Origin of the sequence: Pyrobaculum ferrireducens (assembly GCF_000234805.1) — an archaeon.
GTDB lineage: Archaea > Thermoproteota > Thermoprotei > Thermoproteales > Thermoproteaceae > Pyrobaculum > Pyrobaculum ferrireducens.
On sequence record NC_016645.1, the window covers coordinates 832,579 to 852,161 of the forward strand.

At 57.7% G+C, this 19,583-nt stretch carries 20 protein-coding genes, 1 pseudogene and 2 CRISPR repeat arrays; of the genes and pseudogenes, 8 read left to right on the forward strand and 13 right to left on the reverse strand.

The genetic code is table 11. From position 1 onward, the window contains the following. Window positions 1-93: 93 nt before the first annotated feature. Together P186_RS04590 and P186_RS04595 are read right to left on the reverse strand one after the other, a co-directional pair. Window positions 94-339, reverse strand: coding sequence for a hypothetical protein (locus P186_RS04590; protein ID WP_014288260.1), 246 nt, complete (start codon window positions 337-339; stop codon window positions 94-96). Further along, complete coding sequence (locus P186_RS04595; RefSeq protein ID WP_014288261.1) at window positions 320-1,309, reverse strand: hypothetical protein; 990 nt, start codon at window positions 1,307-1,309, stop codon at window positions 320-322. The genes P186_RS04590 and P186_RS04595 overlap by 20 nt, the downstream gene beginning before the upstream one ends. Before the next feature lie 41 nt (window positions 1,310-1,350). Here P186_RS04595 and P186_RS04600 point away from each other — a divergent pair, with 41 nt between their 5' ends. Beyond that, window positions 1,351-1,773, forward strand: a complete 423-nt coding sequence (locus P186_RS04600; protein WP_014288262.1) for a bis(5'-nucleosyl)-tetraphosphatase — start codon at window positions 1,351-1,353, stop codon at window positions 1,771-1,773. Window positions 1,774-1,810: 37 nt separating this feature from the next. After that, on the forward strand, window positions 1,811-2,776 hold the full coding sequence (locus P186_RS04605) for a hypothetical protein (protein ID WP_014288263.1): 966 nt from the start codon (window positions 1,811-1,813) through the stop codon (window positions 2,774-2,776). Here P186_RS04605 and P186_RS04610 read toward each other — a convergent pair. Further along, window positions 2,754-3,032: a hypothetical protein gene (locus P186_RS04610; protein ID WP_014288264.1), complete on the reverse strand. Its 279-nt coding sequence runs from the start codon at window positions 3,030-3,032 to the stop codon at window positions 2,754-2,756. The two genes, P186_RS04605 and P186_RS04610, sit on opposite strands and share 23 nt — an antisense overlap. Continuing rightward, window positions 3,029-3,175 carry a hypothetical protein gene (locus tag P186_RS13795; protein WP_014288265.1) on the reverse strand — a complete coding sequence of 49 codons (147 nt, stop codon included), beginning with the start codon at window positions 3,173-3,175 and terminating at the stop codon, window positions 3,029-3,031. Before P186_RS13795 ends, P186_RS04610 begins: the two co-directional genes overlap by 4 nt. 99 nt (window positions 3,176-3,274) lie before the next feature. Here P186_RS13795 and P186_RS04615 point away from each other — a divergent pair, with 99 nt between their 5' ends. Continuing rightward, window positions 3,275-3,637 (forward strand): hypothetical protein, encoded by a 363-nt coding sequence (locus P186_RS04615; RefSeq protein WP_014288266.1) that lies wholly within the window; start codon window positions 3,275-3,277, stop codon window positions 3,635-3,637. Continuing rightward, window positions 3,625-4,584, forward strand: coding sequence for a ParA family protein (locus P186_RS04620; protein ID WP_014288267.1), 960 nt, complete (start codon window positions 3,625-3,627; stop codon window positions 4,582-4,584). The genes P186_RS04615 and P186_RS04620 overlap by 13 nt, the downstream gene beginning before the upstream one ends. 162 nt (window positions 4,585-4,746) lie before the next feature. Here P186_RS04620 and P186_RS14565 read toward each other — a convergent pair whose 3' ends face one another. From P186_RS14565 to P186_RS04645, 6 genes are all read right to left on the reverse strand, one after another. After that, window positions 4,747-4,869 carry a hypothetical protein gene (locus tag P186_RS14565; protein ID WP_257719879.1) on the reverse strand — a complete coding sequence of 41 codons (123 nt, stop codon included), beginning with the start codon at window positions 4,867-4,869 and terminating at the stop codon, window positions 4,747-4,749. A 166-nt stretch (window positions 4,870-5,035) separates the two neighbouring features. Beyond that, window positions 5,036-6,575: a CRISPR direct-repeat array (repeat unit 25 nt; unit sequence GTTTCAATTCTTTTGTAGGTTCTTC). A 337-nt stretch (window positions 6,576-6,912) separates the two neighbouring features. Further along, the gene (gene cas6, locus P186_RS04625) at window positions 6,913-7,695 is read right to left on the reverse strand and encodes a CRISPR-associated endoribonuclease Cas6 (RefSeq protein WP_014288272.1); all 783 of its coding nucleotides are present in this window, start codon (window positions 7,693-7,695) and stop codon (window positions 6,913-6,915) included. 1 nt (window position 7,696) lies between these two features. Further along, a complete protein-coding gene (locus P186_RS04630; protein ID WP_014288273.1) occupies window positions 7,697-9,292 on the reverse strand; it encodes an ATP-binding protein in 1,596 nt (531 codons plus the stop codon). After that, a complete protein-coding gene (locus P186_RS04635) occupies window positions 9,289-10,041 on the reverse strand; it encodes a putative CRISPR-associated protein (RefSeq protein WP_014288274.1) in 753 nt (250 codons plus the stop codon). Before P186_RS04635 ends, P186_RS04630 begins: the two co-directional genes overlap by 4 nt. 219 nt (window positions 10,042-10,260) lie before the next feature. Beyond that, the gene (locus P186_RS04640; protein ID WP_014288275.1) at window positions 10,261-10,812 is read right to left on the reverse strand and encodes a CRISPR-associated protein; all 552 of its coding nucleotides are present in this window, start codon (window positions 10,810-10,812) and stop codon (window positions 10,261-10,263) included. Next, window positions 10,809-11,795 carry a DNA double-strand break repair nuclease NurA gene (locus P186_RS04645; protein WP_148682728.1) on the reverse strand — a complete coding sequence of 329 codons (987 nt, stop codon included), beginning with the start codon at window positions 11,793-11,795 and terminating at the stop codon, window positions 10,809-10,811. The genes P186_RS04640 and P186_RS04645 overlap by 4 nt, the downstream gene beginning before the upstream one ends. A 263-nt stretch (window positions 11,796-12,058) precedes the next feature. On the opposite strand from P186_RS04645, the pseudogene P186_RS04650 reads away from it, so the two are divergent. Next, window positions 12,059-12,525 (forward strand): annotated as a pseudogene (locus tag P186_RS04650) (PaREP1 family protein). 341 nt (window positions 12,526-12,866) lie between these two features. Here the strand turns inward: P186_RS04650 and P186_RS13800 are convergent. Continuing rightward, on the reverse strand, window positions 12,867-13,019 hold the full coding sequence (locus P186_RS13800; RefSeq protein ID WP_158307129.1) for a hypothetical protein: 153 nt from the start codon (window positions 13,017-13,019) through the stop codon (window positions 12,867-12,869). 182 nt (window positions 13,020-13,201) lie between these two features. Continuing rightward, a CRISPR array of direct repeats spans window positions 13,202-15,628; the repeat unit is 25 nt; unit sequence GTTTCAATTCTTTTGTAGGTTCTTC. Window positions 15,629-15,990: 362 nt separating this feature from the next. Between P186_RS13800 and cas2 the strand changes: the two genes are divergently transcribed. After that, on the forward strand, window positions 15,991-16,278 hold the full coding sequence (gene cas2 / locus P186_RS04655) for a CRISPR-associated endonuclease Cas2 (RefSeq protein WP_202944975.1): 288 nt from the start codon (window positions 15,991-15,993) through the stop codon (window positions 16,276-16,278). A 3-nt stretch (window positions 16,279-16,281) separates the two neighbouring features. Here the strand turns inward: cas2 and cas1 are convergent, their stop codons facing one another. Then, window positions 16,282-17,130, reverse strand: a complete 849-nt coding sequence (gene cas1 / locus P186_RS14240; RefSeq protein WP_237179479.1) for a CRISPR-associated endonuclease Cas1 — start codon at window positions 17,128-17,130, stop codon at window positions 16,282-16,284. Then, window positions 17,024-18,061: a type I-A CRISPR-associated protein Cas4/Csa1 gene (gene cas4a, locus P186_RS04665; protein ID WP_158307130.1), complete on the reverse strand. Its 1,038-nt coding sequence runs from the start codon at window positions 18,059-18,061 to the stop codon at window positions 17,024-17,026. Before cas4a ends, cas1 begins: the two co-directional genes overlap by 107 nt. Window positions 18,062-18,095: 34 nt before the next feature. On the opposite strand from cas4a, the gene cas4 reads away from it, so the two are divergent. Further along, on the forward strand, window positions 18,096-18,614 hold the full coding sequence (gene cas4 / locus P186_RS04670) for a CRISPR-associated protein Cas4 (protein ID WP_148682730.1): 519 nt from the start codon (window positions 18,096-18,098) through the stop codon (window positions 18,612-18,614). A gap of 183 nt (window positions 18,615-18,797) precedes the next feature. Next, window positions 18,798-19,136 (forward strand): gamma-glutamylcyclotransferase family protein, encoded by a 339-nt coding sequence (locus P186_RS04675; protein WP_158307131.1) that lies wholly within the window; start codon window positions 18,798-18,800, stop codon window positions 19,134-19,136. Window positions 19,137-19,583 lie beyond the last annotated feature (447 nt).

Here is a 19,583-nt window from a genome sequence, read left to right on the forward strand (position 1 = left end):
AGCTGATCTATATAAATTTTTCCCTCGCCGGGCTAGCCACAGCGGGCCGCGGCGCATATCTCCCGGGGGTTCAGCAACACCTCGGCGCCCAGCTCAGACCTGTAGTACTGCAACACATAGCGGCATCCCCATCCGCTTGAAGCAGGAAGCCGCCTTCTTCCCGGGGCAGTCCATGCGCCTTAGACACGCCTTCAGCTGGGCGGCGATGTCTCCGTCTATGCCGAGCGCCGTCTTGCACTTGACAGCCACGCAGTCGCACACGGCGTCGCATATAGGCCCATCTTCGCCGCCCCTAACCCCGTCTATCTCGTGGTTTTTGTCAAGCGGTGCGCAGTGCATTTTTAACCCGCGCGAGGGCCCTGCTCAGCTCCTCCATCACCCTTAGCTGGAGCTCGTCCATATCCACCTCGCCCCCCGACAAGTCAACCTCCTCCACGTAGGCGTCGCCGATCGCCCTGAGCCTGAAGCGGTAGATTCTCACCTCAGGCCTCCCGCCGGCCAGCTCCACCCCCAGCTCGCCGGGATCCGGGTGGGCCGCCAGAGCCGCCACCCACGCCGCAAGCAAGTCGCTGTGGGTCGTAACAAGAAAGCCGCGGCCCCCCGACGCCTGTCCGTAGATAAACTTAGCCAGTTCAAACACGGCGTCGTCGTGGAGATGCGCCTCGGGCTCCTCCAGCACCAAATTCCGGCAACCCCCCCGCCTCCCCAAATCTACAAGAGACTCCACCATGGAGGATAGGTGCCTGAAGGCGTTGCCCCCCTCGTAAACCGCGTCGCCCGCCAAGACAATATCGAAAGTCTTGGCTATCCACCGCAACGCCTCTGGATAAATCCTATCGCACCTCCCCAGCGTCTTCCACGGGTGCAGATAGGGTTCGTAGCTGAAGTCTCCGCGGACGGAAACCAGCAGAGTCTCCGCAACAGCTTTTTCAGCCTTTTCAAAAATGTCCCCCTTCGCGGAGAAGTCGGCGGCTCTGTCGACTGAGACTGTGAGTAACGCGCCGCCGTATTTGATAGAAACCACAGCCTCCCTCTCCCCCCTCTTAACCGGTATGTTAAAAACCTCCTCCTGAAATTTTTCGCTAAAAAGCTGGGCCAAGCGCCTGAGCTCTACGCGCTTGCCCAGCCTCTTATCCGCATGCCGCTTGGCGTATTCCCACTGGGCTTGTGCAAATGCCGTGGTCACCGCCGAGATTGCGTTGGCGAGGATGCTCTTCCCCGACCTGTTTACGCCGATGAACAGAGTCACGGGGCTGAGCTTGACGGCAGCCTCTTTAAGCGGGCCTAGGTTGCGGACGTGCACCTCCACACGCCGGAAAGAGTTTTTATTTCAGGTTGTTGCGCTGGGCCGTGAGCTACGACGAGGTGTCCGCCGGGGCCGTGGTGTTTTACGAGGGGGACGGGGTGGAGTACCTCCTCTTGCTCTACCCAGCGGGCCACTGGGACTTCCCAAAGGGCAACGTCGAGCCCGGCGAGTCGCCGGAGGAGGCGGCCCTCCGGGAGATAAAAGAGGAGACGGGGATAGAGGCGGAGCTCATCCCAGGCTTCAGAGAGGAGGTGGAGTACTGGTACGTCAAGGCCGGGCGGCGGGTGAGGAAAAAGGTGATTTACTTCCTCGCCAGGGCCCCCACCAAGGAGGTTAAGCTCAGCTGGGAGCACAAAGGCTACGCCTGGCTCCCCTACGGCCAAGCCCTCGCCAGAGCCACCTACCAAACCACCAAACAGGTACTCGCCAAGGCCCACAAAAAACTAGCCGAGCTCCAACGCAGATAGCCGCCACATGTTTATAAACAATTACAGAATATAAAACGTGGGCCTTACTCCCGAGGAGAGGCGGAGGTTTTTGAGGGCTCTTGAGGAGGATGAGGAGTTTAGGCTGGCTGTGGCTGGGGCTGTCGGGCTTGGGGAGGTGCTGAGAGAGCTTAGAGACCTCCGCAGAGACTCCGAGAGAAGGTGGAGGCGCTGGTACAAAACCTGGAAAAAATTCCAAGAGGAAAACGAAAAGAGGTGGCAGAGATGGTACGAAACATGGCGCAAGTTCCAGGAGGAAAACGAGAAGAGGTGGCTAGAGAACGAGAGGCGGTGGCGAGACTGGTATGAGACGTGGCGGAAGTTCCAAGAAGAGAATGAAAAAAGGTGGCAAGAAAACGAGAAGAAGTGGAGGGAGTGGTACGAGACTTGGAGAAAATTCCTAGAGGAGAACGAAGAGAGGTGGCGTGAGAACGAGAGGAGGTGGAAGGAGAATGAGGAGAGGTGGGAGGAGAATAGGAAGTTGTGGCGGGAGTGGTTTGAGACGTGGCGGAGGTTCTTAGAGGATTACGAGAGGAGGTGGCGGGTTAATGAGGAGAGGTGGGAGAGGGCGTTTAGGGAGTTTAAGTGGATTAGGTCGGCCATTGAGCAACTGCAGGAGGCGCTGGGGGTGTCGCTGGAGTTCTACACCGCCCAGTGGATTAGGGAGTGGCTCTCCGCCAGGGGGTACCACTGCAGGCCCACGGTGCACGCCTCCCTCCTCATCGACGGGGTTAAGGAGGTGGACGTCTTCTGCCCGGACCCGCCCGTCGTGGCGGAGGTCAAGGCCGCGGTGCCCACCGTGAAGGCCGCCGAGGAGGCCCTGGCCCAGCTGAAGGCGGCGGTGGAGGCCGCCGAGAGGTTCCTAGGGAGGAGGATATACGCCGCGTTCCTCGCCGTCGAGTCCGCGCCGGGGGATGTGGCGGAGTACCTGCGCCGCCGCGCCGAGGAGGCTGGCTACATCCTCATCTTGGGACGGAGCCATTGACAACCACGGCGAAGGGGTACCGCACTCCCTCAGACGTCACCAGCTCGCCCGGCAGAAGAGTGCCGGGGTTAGCCTCCACGTGGCCGCACACAGCCTCGACAACCCTTTCCCCGCCCGGCTGGATGTATACCGGCTGGAAGACACAGCTGACGTTGGCAACCCTCACGTCCGCCGCCAGGGCGGCCTCCCGGCCTGGGTTAACTACCTTCACCTCAAGCCGCTGGGTCCTGCTGTCGAGAGCCGCCGTGAGTATCAAAAGCCTGGGGAGCTCGCTGGCCGGGGTCTGATGCGGCTCGGGGAGAGGGGAGGCGCGGCTACGTGGTAGTGGAGATAGAGGGCAACGGCCACCAGCGCTACAGTTCCCACGAGAGCCGCCGCCCAGAGCCGGCCGCCGGACACGTCAGGTGGAAACGGCTGATGTTAAATACGTTACGTCTCTCACGTGTCAATGTCTAGTTGAAACGTAATATATAAATTTAGAGTTATCTCATCTAGACAATGGAGAGGCTCCATCTTTACATTCAGCACTGCGTAGACGAGAGATGTGTCAGAGACGAACTGGCCGCCCTCGTGAGGGGCCGCCGGGAGGTGGAGGTGCTGGCACACGGCATTACGGTGAGGGCAGACGTGGCGGCGGGCTCAGAGGCCTACGAGGTGAAGCTAGACGCGGAGCCTCACGACGGAGTGGGCCAGGCCCTGGTGCTGAAGGCCGCCGGCCTCCGGCCGCACCTCGTCCACGTGCTGAGGGAGAGGGCAGACCTCTTTGAGAAATACGTCCAGCTCCTCAAGGCGCTGAGGCTAGATATCTGCATCCACGTAGTGGCGGTAGACGGGAGATACGCGTCGCTATGCCCACCGTAGCCGTCATATCGGCGTCGGGAGGCGCCGGGAAGACCACAGTCGCCCTAGCCCTCGCCTACTATGCAGCCCACACCCTCGCCGATCCGAGGAGTGTGCTGATTGTCGACCTGGACCCCACCGCCGGGCTGACCCTAAGGGCGCTGGGCGACAGCGGCTACGGAGACCTATGCCAGCAGGGAAAGACCCTCTACCACATGGACCTCGACTTCGACCGGGGGAGGAGAGTTGACGTCGAGAAATACGCAACCCGCCCCGGGCCGGCCGCCAAGGCCATCTCCAACGTAGCTCTGCTACCCCCCGGCGAAGACGACGAGGGAGACCTCGCGGCGAGGGTAGAGAAGTGGTTCCTCTTTGGAGGTAGGGACAGGCTGGCGAAGCTCCTAAAGGAGTCCCAGGCCTTGGAGAGGTACAGCCACGTGGTTATAGACACCGCCCCCTTCTTCGACGTGAGGTACACGGTAGCCGCCGTCGCCGCCGCCGACGTCGCAGTCGTCACGCTGAGGCCCACAGTTACAGAGATCACGAGGACGATAAGAATGTTGAGAAGGCTGAGAAGCGCCGGCATCGAGATAAAGCCCCTCGCCCTCTTCAACTACGACCCAGGCAGACTCGTCAGAGAGACCTCAACCCTGAGAGAGCTAGGCTTCAAAATCCCGGGCAGGTCAAGCGCACATCCAGACCAGAAACTCCGCCAGCTTGTGGAGAGGCTGACAGCCGAGGCCACGCCCATAAAAACAGTACTCCAGTACAAAAGAGAGCTAACAGACCTAGAATTCCCCAGAACCTCCTCCGACAAGCTAGACCTCATAATCTGCCCCCGCGGCCGCCGAGATCTACAGACACCTAAACCAACACCCACCCGAATGCCCCGCCACCTACGAAGAAGAGTAACCACCCACCCCCCACACCCCACCAACAAAACACAGAAGACCCACCTACCCCCTTAACAGAGCCACCACGTCCCAGACATGAGAACCGCATAAGGACAAGTGGAGCCCCGCCTCTCCGCCCGCCACGGCTAGAAGGCCGCTAACAGACGCAACAAGCCTCGCCTACGCAAACCCCGACGCGGCGGCGCCACAACACACCAAGATTTACTACAAAATCGGCTACGACGTGGGCAAAATAACCCTCGCCACAGACCGCAGACACAGCGACAGACACATAGCACACGCCGCCAACCCCCTCCGCCAGGCAAAGCTCCCGCAGTCAACCACCAGCCCCCTCAACATTAAAGAGGCCGTTCATCCAAATTTCAATTCCTTCAAAGCATCATCGCCGACGTTGTCCCAGCGACATCCTCAAACACAGTAGTTACGTTTCAATATCTTTTATAATCTTTTATAAGTTCTTCAAGAGGGGCGGCGGCTTACCCACAACGTCCTCTGTCATAAGCGTATTTCAATTCTTTTGTAGGTTCTTCAGCGAAATTAAGCGGCTATGGAATATCGAGATTTTGCGGGAGTTTCAATTCTTTTGTAGGTTCTTCCATGTTTTGGAGGGAGGAGGCGGAGGACGTCACTGTGATTTTGTTTCAATTCTTTTGTAGGTTCTTCCGAGGCCATCTACCACCTCGACAGGGAGTACAGCGGCTGGGTGTTTCAATTCTTTTGTAGGTTCTTCGCTACTAACGATTTGAAAGTCAGTGTGAAAAACGCTATTAGGTTTCAATTCTTTTGTAGGTTCTTCTGGATCAGGTTGTGGGCTGACGGAGGCTGGGAAGTTGTCGAGTTTCAATTCTTTTGTAGGTTCTTCGGGACCTGCCTGCGGCCTTTCACAACGGCCTCTATCAGTTTCAATTCTTTTGTAGGTTCTTCGACCAGGCGACGTGGCCTTGGTGGTCAGGTTGAGGACAAGGCCCAGGTTTCAATTCTTTTGTAGGTTCTTCGCGCTCGCAATCATGGAGGAGGCAGCGTCAGTAGAGGTTAGGTTTCAATTCTTTTGTAGGTTCTTCTTCGGAGACCTTCGCCCAGGCCCTCGCCTACTGGATCCAGTTTCAATTCTTTTGTAGGTTCTTCTTCGGAGACCTTCGCCCAGGCCCTCGCCTACTGGATCCAGTTTCAATTCTTTTGTAGGTTCTTCGAGGCTCAATATCCGCGGCTCTGATATGAGCTATGTTATGAATGTGGTTTCAATTCTTTTGTAGGTTCTTCTGAACCGTATGGGCATCTATACGCTGTGCGTAAGTCGTAGTTTCAATTCTTTTGTAGGTTCTTCAAGAAGATTATCTACTGCGCAGAGCATGAACGTGAAAAAGAGTTTCAATTCTTTTGTAGGTTCTTCTGTTATGGACATGGCAATAAGGGTTAAAGAAGTCGGCGAGTTTCAATTCTTTTGTAGGTTCTTCACAGGCTGACAAGCGTACACAGAGGCAGGAGAAAAGAGCCGAGTTTCAATTCTTTTGTAGGTTCTTCCAGACAAGTCGACAGCATCAAGACCGTCGTCGAGATAGTAGGTTTCAATTCTTTTGTAGGTTCTTCGTTGGGTGATATTCCTGGGTGGCACGTGGTGCGTATCACTCAGTTTCAATTCTTTTGTAGGTTCTTCAGGCTATGGGGAGGGCGCTAGCCCTGCTGATAGCCACACTCGCGGTTTCAATTCTTTTGTAGGTTCTTCCTAGCGTTATTCTCTCACCTTTTAGATACGATCCGAAATGTTTCAATTCTTTTGTAGGTTCTTCTATGTAAAGTTTCTTCTGGATACTTTTCATAACGTAAAACCAAGTTTCAATTCTTTTGTAGGTTCTTCGGCGGGCAGTGCCGGCGGCCAGGCCGTTATAATAAGGTTTCAATTCTTTTGTAGGTTCTTCATATTCGCCGCGGCGTGGTCCTCCGTGTCGAGGATAAACTTTGTTTCAATTCTTTTGTAGGTTCTTCCGTGCCGAGGTTCAACGCACCGTCGGCGCTGGGCAACGTTTCAATTCTTTTGTAGGTTCTTCTGTGGGTTTTTATTTGGGATTTTGGTTTTTGCTCTTTTATAAATGTTTCGTGTGCCGTCGAGACTTTTACACGGCGCGGTTTAGGCCAAGGCGGGCACCACGGCGCGCCACCCAAAACACTGGGTAGAGAGATAAACATTAACTATGTTTGTATAGTTAAAGAGCAAGTGCATGGGAGGGGGCTGGAGCGCTTCTTATTCGATTATATGTTTCTAAAGCGTGTTGTCGTTGTTTTCTGTTGTATTTTTTCTCTAGTTGGTAAATTTATCCAGTGGTTTGAAATCAGGGTGTTGCATTTCCCCGGTTTCTTTTTTGCGTTTTTCTCCGCTTGTCGTTTTTATTGGGTTGTGATTTCTACCCAGCCGAAGCCCATGGCTGTGGAGTGGCCTACTCCGATGTATCTGGCTAAGCCGAGGAGCTGGGCTATCCACCTGGCCCTCTTGGCGGGGGCGTCTAGGCGGTATGTGATTACGCCGGTGAAGCCCACGGCGTGGTGGGGGCCTACGTAGACCGCGGCGGGCCTCACGGCGTGGGTGGACTCCACGAGGTCGAAGGGGGCGTATACGTAGAGGGAGAGGGGGGCCTCCACGCCGTAGGCCCTCGCCCGCTGGATGAGGTTGAGGATGAGCAGGCGGGGCTGGGGGTAGAGGGTGTGGGTGGTTGGGGCCTTGACGCGGGGGGGCTTGGGGTACTGGAGGAGGGTGGGGGTTTTGAAGCGCACGGTGACGTACCGCCCGGGGTGTAGGGGGGCGGCGGCCTCGATGGAGGCCTCCGCCAGCTCTAGGCGGGCCGGCGCGCCGTATATCTTGACCTCCCGGGGGGGCTGGAGTAGCCTCAGCGCCAGGTCCTCGCCGAGCCTGTCGACGTCTGCCACTACCTGGAAGTGGTAGACCTCGCCTCCGCGGACCGCCACGGGGGTCTCGCCGTCTCCCCAGAGGGGCCTGCCCTGGTGGTGGAGGTAGGAGAACTTTAGGGGCTTCTCGGGCTGGGGGGTGCCGGCGCCGGGGTAGGTGAACCACTGGAGCACCGCCTGCTTGGCGACTCTCGAGGTGAGGGCCTGCACCACCAGGTCTCTGCCGGGGGTGAGGGCGTAGGTGGCTCTCAGAAATCTGCGCTCCACGTCACCCCAGGTGGGTCGTCCTTTTGGCTATCTTTACGTATATGGGGTGTCTGTAGGCGTAGCTCTGTACGTAGGCCACGCCCCTCTCCGCCTTTGATAGGAACCTCCTCTCGGCGGGGGGGACGCCGAGCTTCTCCAAGACCCGGGGGTCGCTTCTGAGGACTATCTTCGTGTTGGCGAGCTGTATGACGACGTCGTTTAGGTCGTCGGGCATGTGGGTGGCGAAGACCACGGCGATGCCCTTGGCCCTCCCCAGCCTCGTGAGGCGGGTTAGGTGGGCCTCTAGGAAGGCCTGCTCGTCCTCGTTCCTCGTCTGGGGGAAGAAGAGGTGGGCCTCGTCTATGAGGACAGCCGTGACGGGCCTCGCCGTCTTGTAGACGGCGTCGAGGATTCTGTAGACCACAAGCCTCTGCTGGTGGGTGCCCAGGCCGGATATGTCCACCACCGTGTAGCCGGCGAGGGCCCGGCTGTAGGGGGGCTCCGCCACCTTGAACCCCGGCCCCTCCACGTCCACGAGGCCGGTCTCCACCAGCGCCAGGAGGGCCCTCACGATGTTCTCCATGGTGCTTGCGTGGAGGCCCAGGGAGGCTCCGATTTTCTCGTACATGACGGCGGGCCTCCCCCTCTGGTCCTCCGCCGGCGACGTGAGGAATTTAAACAAGTCGTCTACCCTGGAGGCGCCGCTCATCCTCTTGGCCTCCTCCAGGACCCTCTTGTAGAAAATCCTGGCCTGCTGGCTCAAGATGGGGATCGCCCTGGGCAGGTCGTACAGTATGCCCCCGCTCTCAAGGGCCCAGGGATAGACTTGGAGCCGCCCCCGCCCGTGCGGCGCCTCCACCTCAAGCTCCATCCGCGTCAGCACCCCGCCTCTGCCGAAGGCTCTGCACCGGTACCTCCCCCTCCCCCTCCAAATCGCCTTAGCCGCGGCCCTCCGGGCCACAGCCCTCAACCCCCTCCTGGCGAGCCTCCTGGTGACCGGGAGGACTACCCTCACCTCCACCCCGTCGTAGGCGAGGTGGTAGAAGTGCCCCACCGCGTCCAGCGCCACCGCCCTCCACCTGGCCAGCTGGTAGGCGATCTCCTTGACGAGGACGGTCTTGCCGCTCCCCGTGGTGCCGACGATGAGGACGTGGTGCCTCAAGGCGTCGATGGGGAGGAACACCTCCTCCCCCCTCAGCTCCTCCCCCGTGGGCAGAGCCAAGTTGCCCAGGGCGACGCCGCCGCTCGGGAGCCCCAGCATCTTCACCACCTCCCCCTCGCGGGGCCTCCTAAGGGGGGCGTGGATGGGCACGGGGGTCCCCGGCGGGGCGCAGACCCCGCCCGCGCATTCAGATATCAGCTCCAGCTCCGCCGTGGTGGGGCCTAGACGCAACGAGACGGCCCTCTCCTGCTCCGGCGTCAGTACCGGGGCGTTGGCCACGGCGTATATATCCGCAACCCTCACAGCGGAGATCCTGGCCAAATAGCTCCTCCCCCCGGCGTCGATCACGACGTAAGACCCCACAGGGGCTTCACACGTCAAAATTGCGTACACCTTAGCGGCGTCTAGGGAGACCTCGGAGGGGAACTGCCTCGTGACGAAGCCGCAGTCAGTCACATCAACTCCGCGAGGAGGCGGCTTACCGAATCCCCCTCCAAGACCCCCACCTCTCTCAGATGCTGGAGATCCACCCCCAGGGCCCTCACCAGCTCGGCGTCGCTGGCCTCGCCCCGGGCGTACCGCCGCAACTCCTCCCTCAGCTGGAGAGGCACCATGGGGAGCATCACCACCTCTTGAAAACTCTCGTGGATGTACAAAACCCCCACCGCCCCGGCGATGTATGCCGCTATAACCGCGAAGGTGGACTCCGGCTTGTAGCCCCCCGTGGCCACCACATAGGGAAGCCTCCCCCCTCTCCTCGCCTCCACCACGTCGGACTTAACCACCTGGGCCAGCCTCAGAAGCCCCCCGTAGAAATCCCGCCCCAGCCCCTCAACCACCCTCGCCGAGGCCCGGCACGACCTGGCCCTAACCACCTGGCAAAAAGCCCTCTCCAACACAGAGGCCACAAACCTCCCCTGCCCCGTGTCGGATGCGTAAAACACAGCCGCGACGTCCCCCGCGAAGAGGCGGTCCCACCTCCTCGCCGCCTTAACCACAGTATTCAACTCGGCGCAACAACGCTCAGGCTCCTCAACCGCGAACTTCAAAAAAGGATCTATAGACAACTCGGCGAATCTACTCTGCCTAGGGTCGTCCGGACTCAATACGGCCAACTCCCCATCCACGATCCCCCTCCTCGCGGCGTTAGACAGGAGAGACACCCCCACAGTAACCCCCAAAAACACCCTGGGAAAAGCCGCCATGCAACAGACATGTACCACATTTAAAAATAATCACACCACACCCACAGCCCGCCCCAAAGCCGCCGGGGGAGGCCAGACACGCAACCACAAGCCACGCCCCACCACCCGCGGAGCACTGCGCTCTTAATGCGAGAACCGGAGGCCTCCACCAATTGTGACATCGACAGGCCACCTCTCCTGAAGGGCGGGGAGTTCCCCCCACGCCACTAGGAGTTCACGTCACTGGTCGCCTTCGGCGGCCGCTCCGCCGAGTTCATGAGGCAGGCGGCATATCTCCACATGCGGCACCTCGAATAGGTTGCCCCCCTCGTCTACATATATCACCTTTGCCCCCGCCAGCCACCCCGCCAGCGCGAGGTAGACCACCTGGAGGTTGAAGCCGGAGGTGATGGAGACGTACCCCCCACCGGCGGCGCGGAGCCTCTCGACTGCTAGACGCAGGAACTCCGCCACCCCCTGGTAGTCCCCCGGGGCGAACCTCTTGACTGTGTAAAACCCCAGGGGCTCCGCCGCCCCCGACACCCTGGCGCAGAGCAGAATCAGCCGGGCCGCGGCGACTGACTCGGGGGTGTCCGTGGCCACCAGCTCCAGCCCCACCCGCGCCCCCAGGCGCCCCCCCAGGACCTCGGCGGCGTGGAGCTCGGGCACTTGAGACGGCTGCGGGCACCTGTCGCCGTACTTATCCAGCCTAGCCGCCACCAGCCCCGCCGGGTTGTCGACTCCCATCTTCCTCAAAATTGTAAGCCCAGCCGCGGCGAGGAGGTAAGTCATAGCTCCCTAGCCGCGGCCGCCACCGCCTCCAGCCCCCTGTACGTGGGCTCCACAGGAGAGGCGGAGTAGAGGAGCCTCACCGCGGCGGCGTTTAGACGCCTGGCGAGCCTGTCGGCGGCGGATATGGGCACGGGCACCCCCACGTGGTCAGCAAGAGACCCGAGCCAGGTGGCCGCCTCCCTCGCGAGGGACGGGTCAAAGGCCTCGACCCTCAAAACCCTCACCCCCTTGGCGCTCGGCACCCCCACGTAGTACATGTACTTGACCAAGTCCCCCCACTTAACCACGACGGGGCCCACAAACCCGGGCCTCCCCTCCAGAAGCCTCCTCGCCGCCACCTCGTCGTCTGAGCCGACGCCGACGCACCTAGCCAGATACGCAGACTGGTCCACCCTCTTAACCACCCCCACCACCCGCCTCCCCCGCAGAAGCTCAAAACGCCTCCGGTACACCTCCGAGTAGAGAAAGGCGTAGGCCCCGCCCCTCCTCAACACGTCGAGCGCCCGGAAGAGGGGGCCGTCGATAAGCAACACCCCACCCCCGTCCCAGGCACGCGCCAGCACCTCCTCCACGTGATACCTAACCTCGTCCCTAGCCGCCTCCAAGTCGAAATCCACGTCAAAAACCCTATCCAAAAACCTCGACCTGTAGTACAGCCTAGACCCCCCCAGCAAATCCCCACCACCCCTAAAATTCAGCCTCACCCCCAGCCACGACGCAGACACCCCAGGCACAAAAGCCGAACAGCGGCCCACCAAAGCCCCAGTAGTCACAATCACAGAAACACCCTCAAACTCCACAACAACAGAATGGCTGTCGAGACCATGCACATCGCCAGGCGGAGGCGAAGACTCCCACTTCACCTCATAAAAATCGCACCAACCCTCCGCCAGCTCCACCCAACCCCCAGACGGCGGAGGCGCCTCAGCCGCCCTATCACCCACCGCCGCGAGCAGAGACACAAGCTCAAAAAGCTCATCCACACACAACACCACAAACACCAATAAAAAGATTAGACCACACCACCCCCCCAGCCCCCCGAGATCCGCCGCCCGGTACACCCACAGCCACCACGGCTCCGCACCGCCCCGCTTCCAAGGCCCCGCCGCAGGCGGCCACCAGGAGGAGCCAAAACCTTCAATACAACTACAGACCACACTCAGAACACCCGCCGCGTGCAGAGCGAAGCCCAGTCAAGGCGCTAGATGCGTCGCCAAAGGATATATAGCTGAGCCAGGTTTAACCCATGTCTATGGAGGTTCTGGAGAGGCCCCTCCCCAAGCCCTCCTCGGAGGACTGCGCCTCGGCCCGGCTCTTGGAAGCCTTAGCCAAGGGGCGTCTGGCGGCGGAGTTCCTAAAGAGGGGCCTCGTTAGAAACACCGCCGGCAAGGCCTTCCAGGCGTGGACAGCGCTTCTAGCAGCTTTGTTGAGCCCCGCCTCCCCACAGGTAGAATAAAGGCGCTGTCCCAAATGCTAGAAGAAGCCGGCCACGTGGGAATTACACACAGCACAAACACAGCACTAAACCTCCACGACTACCAACACCACGGCCCAGACCCAGACACGGCGCTAAGCAAATATCGAAATAGAGAAGAAGCGGCTAGAGACACCGCGCTACTTCTAAAAGAACTCAGAGAAAGAGCCGAGGCCCTAAAACAGAGAACAAAATGGAATAAAGAAATGGAAGAAACCCTCAACGCATTAAAACACTAACCCAACAAAGCCGGAAGCCACCCCCCAACCACCACCGCCAGCAACCCACCCGCAGATAGACACCGCCGAGGCTACAGCCAAAACCCAAACAGCAACCACACACGAAAAACACAGCCCCCGACCATCAACAACACGGCGGCCGCCAGGCCGTCCCCATCTCTCTAGACACTCCACATTATCGACAGCAGATAACAAGAGGAAGACAGCCCCAAACCGGCGCCCACCGCCGCCAAGACACATGGCCCCCCCCCACCCAGAAGCCAGAAAAACCCACAGCCACAACCACGGCCAAATCCCAAAGAGGGGAGCAAAACCCCGCCTGGGCCACGCCACATCCACCCCTACCACACTCTATCCAAAGCCGTCAACCACAATCCCAGACACGGCGCCCAGAAGGCCCCCACCCCCAGCACCCCACCACACCAAAAACCCACACCTAAGACCCCAGCCAACCCCGCGGCCTCAACCACAGCCACGACAAACCCAACGCGCACAACCCCACACAAAAACAGAAAAACAACTAAAACCACCTAACACTCCACTCTAAGAACCTTGAGCCCCCACCCCCCAGACTTCAAACACGTCCCAAACCACACCCCTCCACAGACACCCCAACCACCCCAAAGGGAGCCCAGCATCAAGACTATATGATGCACCTCAACACGACGTATATCGCGCTTCAATTCTTTTGTAGATTCTTCCAGGATTATATTAGAGAAGATCAACTTAGATCCCCCGAATGGGTTTCAATTCTTTTGTAGGTTCTTCAGGCTTAAAGAGCTGTACGAGAGCATACGCAGAATAGCAAGTTTCAATTCTTTTGTAGGTTCTTCATCAGAGACGTACCGCTCCTAGTTGCGTACAAGTGCAACGGGTTTCAATTCTTTTGTAGGTTCTTCTCGACCTGCCAATAGTGCCAGTCCTCCACGGCAGGACCCCGGAGTTTCAATTCTTTTGTAGGTTCTTCCTTATGATTTCAGCGAGTGGCTGTGTGCTTATGATTATGAGAGTTTCAATTCTTTTGTAGATTCTTCCTCTACGCCTCCGTTGCGTCTGAGCACCTTGACTACCTTCCTGTTTCAATTCTTTTGTAGGTTCTTCCAGAGGTATTGATGTCGCGTCGTGTTTAAGCCACAACTCAGGTTTCAATTCTTTTGTAGGTTCTTCATCGAGGACTTGTTCACAATCACCACAGCAACAATGCCTACTGGTTTCAATTCTTTTGTAGGTTCTTCCTCACGGCGGTCTGAGTGTACACGAAGTTAATTTATGTTTCAATTCTTTTGTAGGTTCTTCACAGACATTATCAGTAATAGGGATGTGGGGTCTGATATTGCAGGTTTCAATTCTTTTGTAGGTTCTTCTAGTGCTGGAGGGTGGAGGTGTTGTTGAGATTAATATCAAGTTTCAATTCTTTTGTAGGTTCTTCACTCCACCGCGGAGCCCGTATACTCGACGCCGTCGACTCGTTTCAATTCTTTTGTAGGTTCTTCTAAAACAAAATAATTCTCTCAATAAAAGTCAACTCTTTGTAGTTTCAATTCTTTTGTAGGTTCTTCAAGGTATTTGGCGCTACTGGCAGACCATATCTAGCGTTTCAATTCTTTTGTAGGTTCTTCACGGGGGGTGGTCTAAAGCATATGCCGCTGAGGAAGTGCTAAGTTTCAATTCTTTTGTAGGTTCTTCTAGATCAATGCGTGAACGTGGGATATACACTCTGCTTACTCTAAGTTTCAATTCTTTTGTAGGTTCTTCGTAAGAAAGTGACACAGAGAGACAGATGAGATATGCAGGCGCGGTTTCAATTCTTTTGTAGGTTCTTCCCCCCACCAAAATCCTACCCCAAATCGCCGAGGAAATAAATGCAGTTTCAATTCTTTTGTAGGTTCTTCAAGAGAATACGCGCGCCACGCCGAGCCACAACAAGAAAAAGTTTCAATTCTTTTGTAGGTTCTTCCAGGAAAGCAGATAGAGGCGCATTCGTTGGCATAGCTAAGGTTTCAATTCTTTTGTAGGTTCTTCCCCCAAAAACCCCAAAGAAAACTTTTTCATAGACATGTTTCAATTCTTTTGTAGGTTCTTCCGAGGCCGTCAAAATCAAGTCGAACTGGATATGAGTACATTAGTTTCAATTCTTTTGTAGGTTCTTCTTGCTAATTCTTTGCGTGATGTGGTTAGGATATGCGGGTTTCAATTCTTTTGTAGGTTCTTCTTGCTAATTCTTTGCGTGATGTGGTTAGGATATGCGGGTTTCAATTCTTTTGTAGGTTCTTCCGGGTTTAGGGTCATGGAGTGTGTATCATACGACTCAGTGTGGGTTTCAATTCTTTTGTAGGTTCTTCACCACTTGTAGCTCGTGCCCCACGTTGCAACTAGCGTAAAGTTTCAATTCTTTTGTAGGTTCTTCATGCTGAGTCTCAGAATATGGCCTATGCCAGGTGGACGTTTCAATTCTTTTGTAGGTTCTTCTCATAACCAACAATTTTGTATTTGGCCACGTAGCTTTAGTTTCAATTCTTTTGTAGGTTCTTCGAAGACGCCATACATCTACATCCAAAAAGATTACAAGTTTCAATTCTTTTGTAGGTTCTTCGAAGACGCCATACATCTACATCCAAAAAGATTACAAGTTTCAATTCTTTTGTAGGTTCTTCGAAGACGCCATACATCTACATCCAAAAAGATTACAAGTTTCAATTCTTTTGTAGGTTCTTCGAAGACGCCATACATCTACATCCAAAAAGATTACAAGTTTCAATTCTTTTGTAGGTTCTTCATTAGGCTGGATTTAGTGCCTTATCGCTTAGTTGATATTTTAGTTTCAATTCTTTTGTAGGTTCTTCCCATGGAGTCACAGATCGTGGCAACTATAGAAATGTGGATGTTTCAATTCTTTTGTAGGTTCTTCTTTTTACGTCTGTGGATGGGATTCGCTTGGGGGTTGGGGGTGTTTCAATTCTTTTGTAGGTTCTTCTACAGGCTGTTGCCTGAAGAACTGGTCAGAGAAATAGAGTTTCAATTCTTTTGTAGGTTCTTCCTGGATATGAGTACGTTTTGTACCACGCCAGGCTACTTATTGTTTCAATTCTTTTGTAGGTTCTTCTGTGGGTTTTTATTTGGGATTTTGGTTTTTGCTCTTTTATAAATGTTTCGTGTGCCGTCGAGACTTTTACACGGCGCGGTTTAGGCTAAGGCGGCCGCCACGGCGCGCCACCCAAAACACTGGGTAGGTTTATAGAAAAGATATATTTTTTAAAAGTGGAATATCAAATTGTCTGAGTAGGTGTCTGGGGGATTTTTCTCGATTTTGATATTTCTAAAGCGCATGATTTTTATTAAATTTATAATTTTCTTTTTAGTTTGTAAATTTATCCAGCGGTTTGAAATCTCTCTATAAGAGTTTTTATATGGGGGGTTTTACTGTGGTTGCTTCTTAATGTTTTTAAAGGGGGGGGGGTGTTTGGTGTGGAGCTGTATCTCTTGGTTATCTACGACATTTCTGATGACGAGTTGCGGGTTAGGGTTGCGGATTTTCTCAAGTCTAAGGGGCTTGTGAGAGTTCAGCGGCCTGCCTTTATTGGGCCTGGCTCCACCGCCCTTAAGCGTGAGGTGGAGGCGGGGCTGGCGGGGCTGGTGAGGGGGCGGCGTGGGGTGAACGTGCAGGTGTTCCTCCTGACGGGGGCGTGCTACAAGACGCGTTCTGTTGTCGGCGACGTGAGGTACGAGTGGGACGGGGGGCTCGTGGTGACGTAGCGCCTACTTCAAGCTCCACGGCACGTAGCCGAGGCCGTCTCTTATGGCGGCGGCTAGGGACCGGGCCTGGCGCTGGATGTCCTCCCTCAGCGCGGCGGCGGTTTTAACCATCTCCTCAAGCCTCTTGGCGGGGTCGAGGAGGGCGCTGGGGGCCCTCCTGGCGAGGGCTAGGACGGCCTTGTCCACGGCGGGGCGGAACTCCTCCACCAGGTCGTACACGAGGGCGGGCTGGGCCCTCCGGGGCTTGTGGAGGTAGCCGATGTGGGGGTTGAGGCCGGCGAGGTGGAGGGCCCTCCAGCACTCCTTCTTGAGGAGGCCGTAGCCGACGTTCAGCGCGGCGTTGACCGGGTCCACGGGCCCGGGGTCGTAGCGCTTGAGCCTCTTCTTGAAGCCGAGGTGGGGCGGGACGAGGGTTTTGTAGGCACTCCAGTATATCCTCGCCCCGGCGGCCTCCATCTGCCTCACCTCCGCCACGGAGCTGGCGGCGTTGAGGGCCCTGGCGTAGCCCAGAACCTCCTCCGCGGCTTTGGCCAGCTTGGCGTCTCTGTGCATCTTGGCGTAGTGTCTGAGGAGGGCTGACTGGTTCTCCAGCTTCCCCTGGGCGAACCTCCTCGCCAGCTCCACCCGGCGCTTGACGTAAGCCGCGGCCTGCCTCACCCAGAGCTCCACCGGAGGGGCGTAGCGGGCGGGGACCAGCCTCGCCACCGGCCTCCACCCCGGCATCAGCACCACGTCGATGCCGAACTCAGCCGCCTTGGCCAGGGCCTTGGCGCTCAGAGCCGCCCCCGGCACCGCCACCACTATGGAGTCCACCTGAGGCGGCGCCACCTCCACCTTCCCGTCCTTTTTCACCAAGACGAAGACGCCTCTGCGGAAGTACAGCCGCTCCCCCCAGCCGTCCAGCACCAGCCACCTCACAGTAGTGGTAGTACGGGCACTGTTTTGAACATTTCTCCGGAGCCCCCGGGTCCACGCCGGACTCCACCAGCCTCGCCTTGCGGTCCCGGGCCTCGGCGAACTCCAGCCTCAGGGAGTCGCCTATGGGCACCACGGCGTAGTAGTAGTGGAAGGGCTCCGGCTGGACGTAGACCAACACGCCGAAGTCAACTGGGGTGTGGAGCGTGGCCTCGAGAGCCAGGGCGTAGGCCGCCAGCTCCACCCGGTGCCAGTGCGCGGCGGCCCCCACCTTGATCTCGACGGGCACCGCCGGGGGCAACAAGGCGTCTACGTAGCCCTGTGTGAGGCCTAGGCGGTAGCCCTCGACGGGGTACTCCACGTGGAAGGGCGCGACGTAGGCGGCGAGGGAGTCGCCGGACAGCCTCTTGGCCCTCCCCCTCTCCAGCGCGCCTCCGAAAATAACCGAGGCGTGGTCCCAAACCGGCCACGCCGTCTTGAACACCTCCTCCCTGGTGAGGCCCCACCGCTGGCTGGCGTAGAGGCCGTGGATAAACTCCTCAAACCTCGCCCTCATGGAGTCTATAAAGTCCTGCCCCGTGGCGACGCCGGCGAGGGCCAGCATCTTCGCCGACGCCACCGCGGCGGAGTAGGCCGCGTGGACCACGTACCCCACCTCCACCTCCGGCGGGAGGACCTGCGACTTCACCCTAGCCACCCGCCTGAGGTAGACGTCCCTCCCCGTGGGGCACACGCCGTAGGACACGTCGCTGAAGGAGAGGTAGACCGCCGAGGTGTGGAGAAGGGGGGGCTCGCTCCACCGCCACCCCCTAAGCTCCTCGGAGACGTGCCGCGGCATCCTCGACACGTACTCAGCCAGCCGGGCCACCTCCTCAAAAGTAAAAAAGTAGAGAGTAGGGCATGTGTGTATAACACCCACCGACGTGAAGCACTACCTCTACTGCCCGGGGATAATCGCGGCGAAGAGGATAGGCGCCGAGGAGCCCCCAGCCGAGTACCTCTCCGAGAGGCGGCCCCTCCCCCCGGAGCTCGCCGCAGGCTACAGGCGGGTAGAGGCGGAGGTCCCCCTGAGGAGGCCCTCTCTCCGCGGCGTTGCGGACTACATCGCCGTGGATAGGTGGGGAGGCGTGGTGCCCATAGAGACCAAGGCAGGGCCTGGGCCCCCCGCGACCCCCGAGATCTACCAGCTAGCCGCCTACATGTGGATGGCCGAGACCCGCGGCCCCGTGAGATACGGCATATTGATAAAAGACAAGCCCCACACCATCCCCTACACCCCGGACCTCGCAGAGGCCCTCATGACCATCATAAAAAACATAGCCCAGATATACGCCGGCCGCGACCCCCCGTACGTCACGAGGCGATGCGCCGCCTGCGGCTACGCCAGACACTGCATATACAAAAACACACGCCGCGCCTAGCCGCCGAGACCCACGGCCCGGAGCCCCACCCACAGGAGCCCCGCGCGCCGGCACGACGCCCGGCACCCAGCGGCTGTGCGGGAGAGGCCGCGGCCACCAGGCGCCGAGATTCGGCGGAGGGCGGGGGCCGCCGCCCGGGGGGAGCTGCCAGACGTCTTTTTAAAGGGGGCCGGTCTCCGTGCCGTGTACCTCTTTGTCTACGGCACCTTGAAGAGGGGTTGCGTCAACCACTGGCTCCTCCAGGGGGCTGAGTACGTGGGCGAGGCGTACGCCCCCGGCTTCACTCTCTACGTCGACTTAATCCCCTACGCCGTCCGCGCGCCTGGCTGTATGGTTGAGGGAGAGGTCTACGAGGCGGGCGAGGAGGTGGTCGAGAGGGTGGACCAGCTGGAGTTCCCAGCGGGCTACGCCAGGGCCCGTACCCGCGTCGTGTTGAAAGACGGCCGGCGGCTGGCCGCGTGGATCTACATCCACCCAGAGGCGCGGAGCCGCATATGCCTCGACGAGCGCTACCAGTGCTAGCGGCGCCGCGGCCCAGCAACCAAGAACCAACCCCATTCAGAAACCCGCCAAGCACGGCGACACGCGACGCTACCCCCTCCTGAGGACTGCTTAATACATTCTAGAGACCAGCTACCGCAACCTCTCTAGACATTAATAAAACGGATAGAAATGCAATGTCTCGCTTGACTTAACTTAAGCATTAAATTTCAAACCTCTGGATAAATTTACCAACTCAAATAATAATTTTACATATTATTCATAACATTCTCTTTACTCATATAAAATTCATTTGTGAAGCCTCTTCCTATCGCGCGGTCAGTAGTTATTAAACTAGTATAATTTAGGCAATGTTTATCTTTTTACCCAGTGTTTTGGATGGCGCGCCGTGGCGGCCGCCTTTGCCTAAACCGCGCCGTGTAAAAGTCTCGACGGCAGACGAAACATTTATAAAAGAGCAAAAACTAA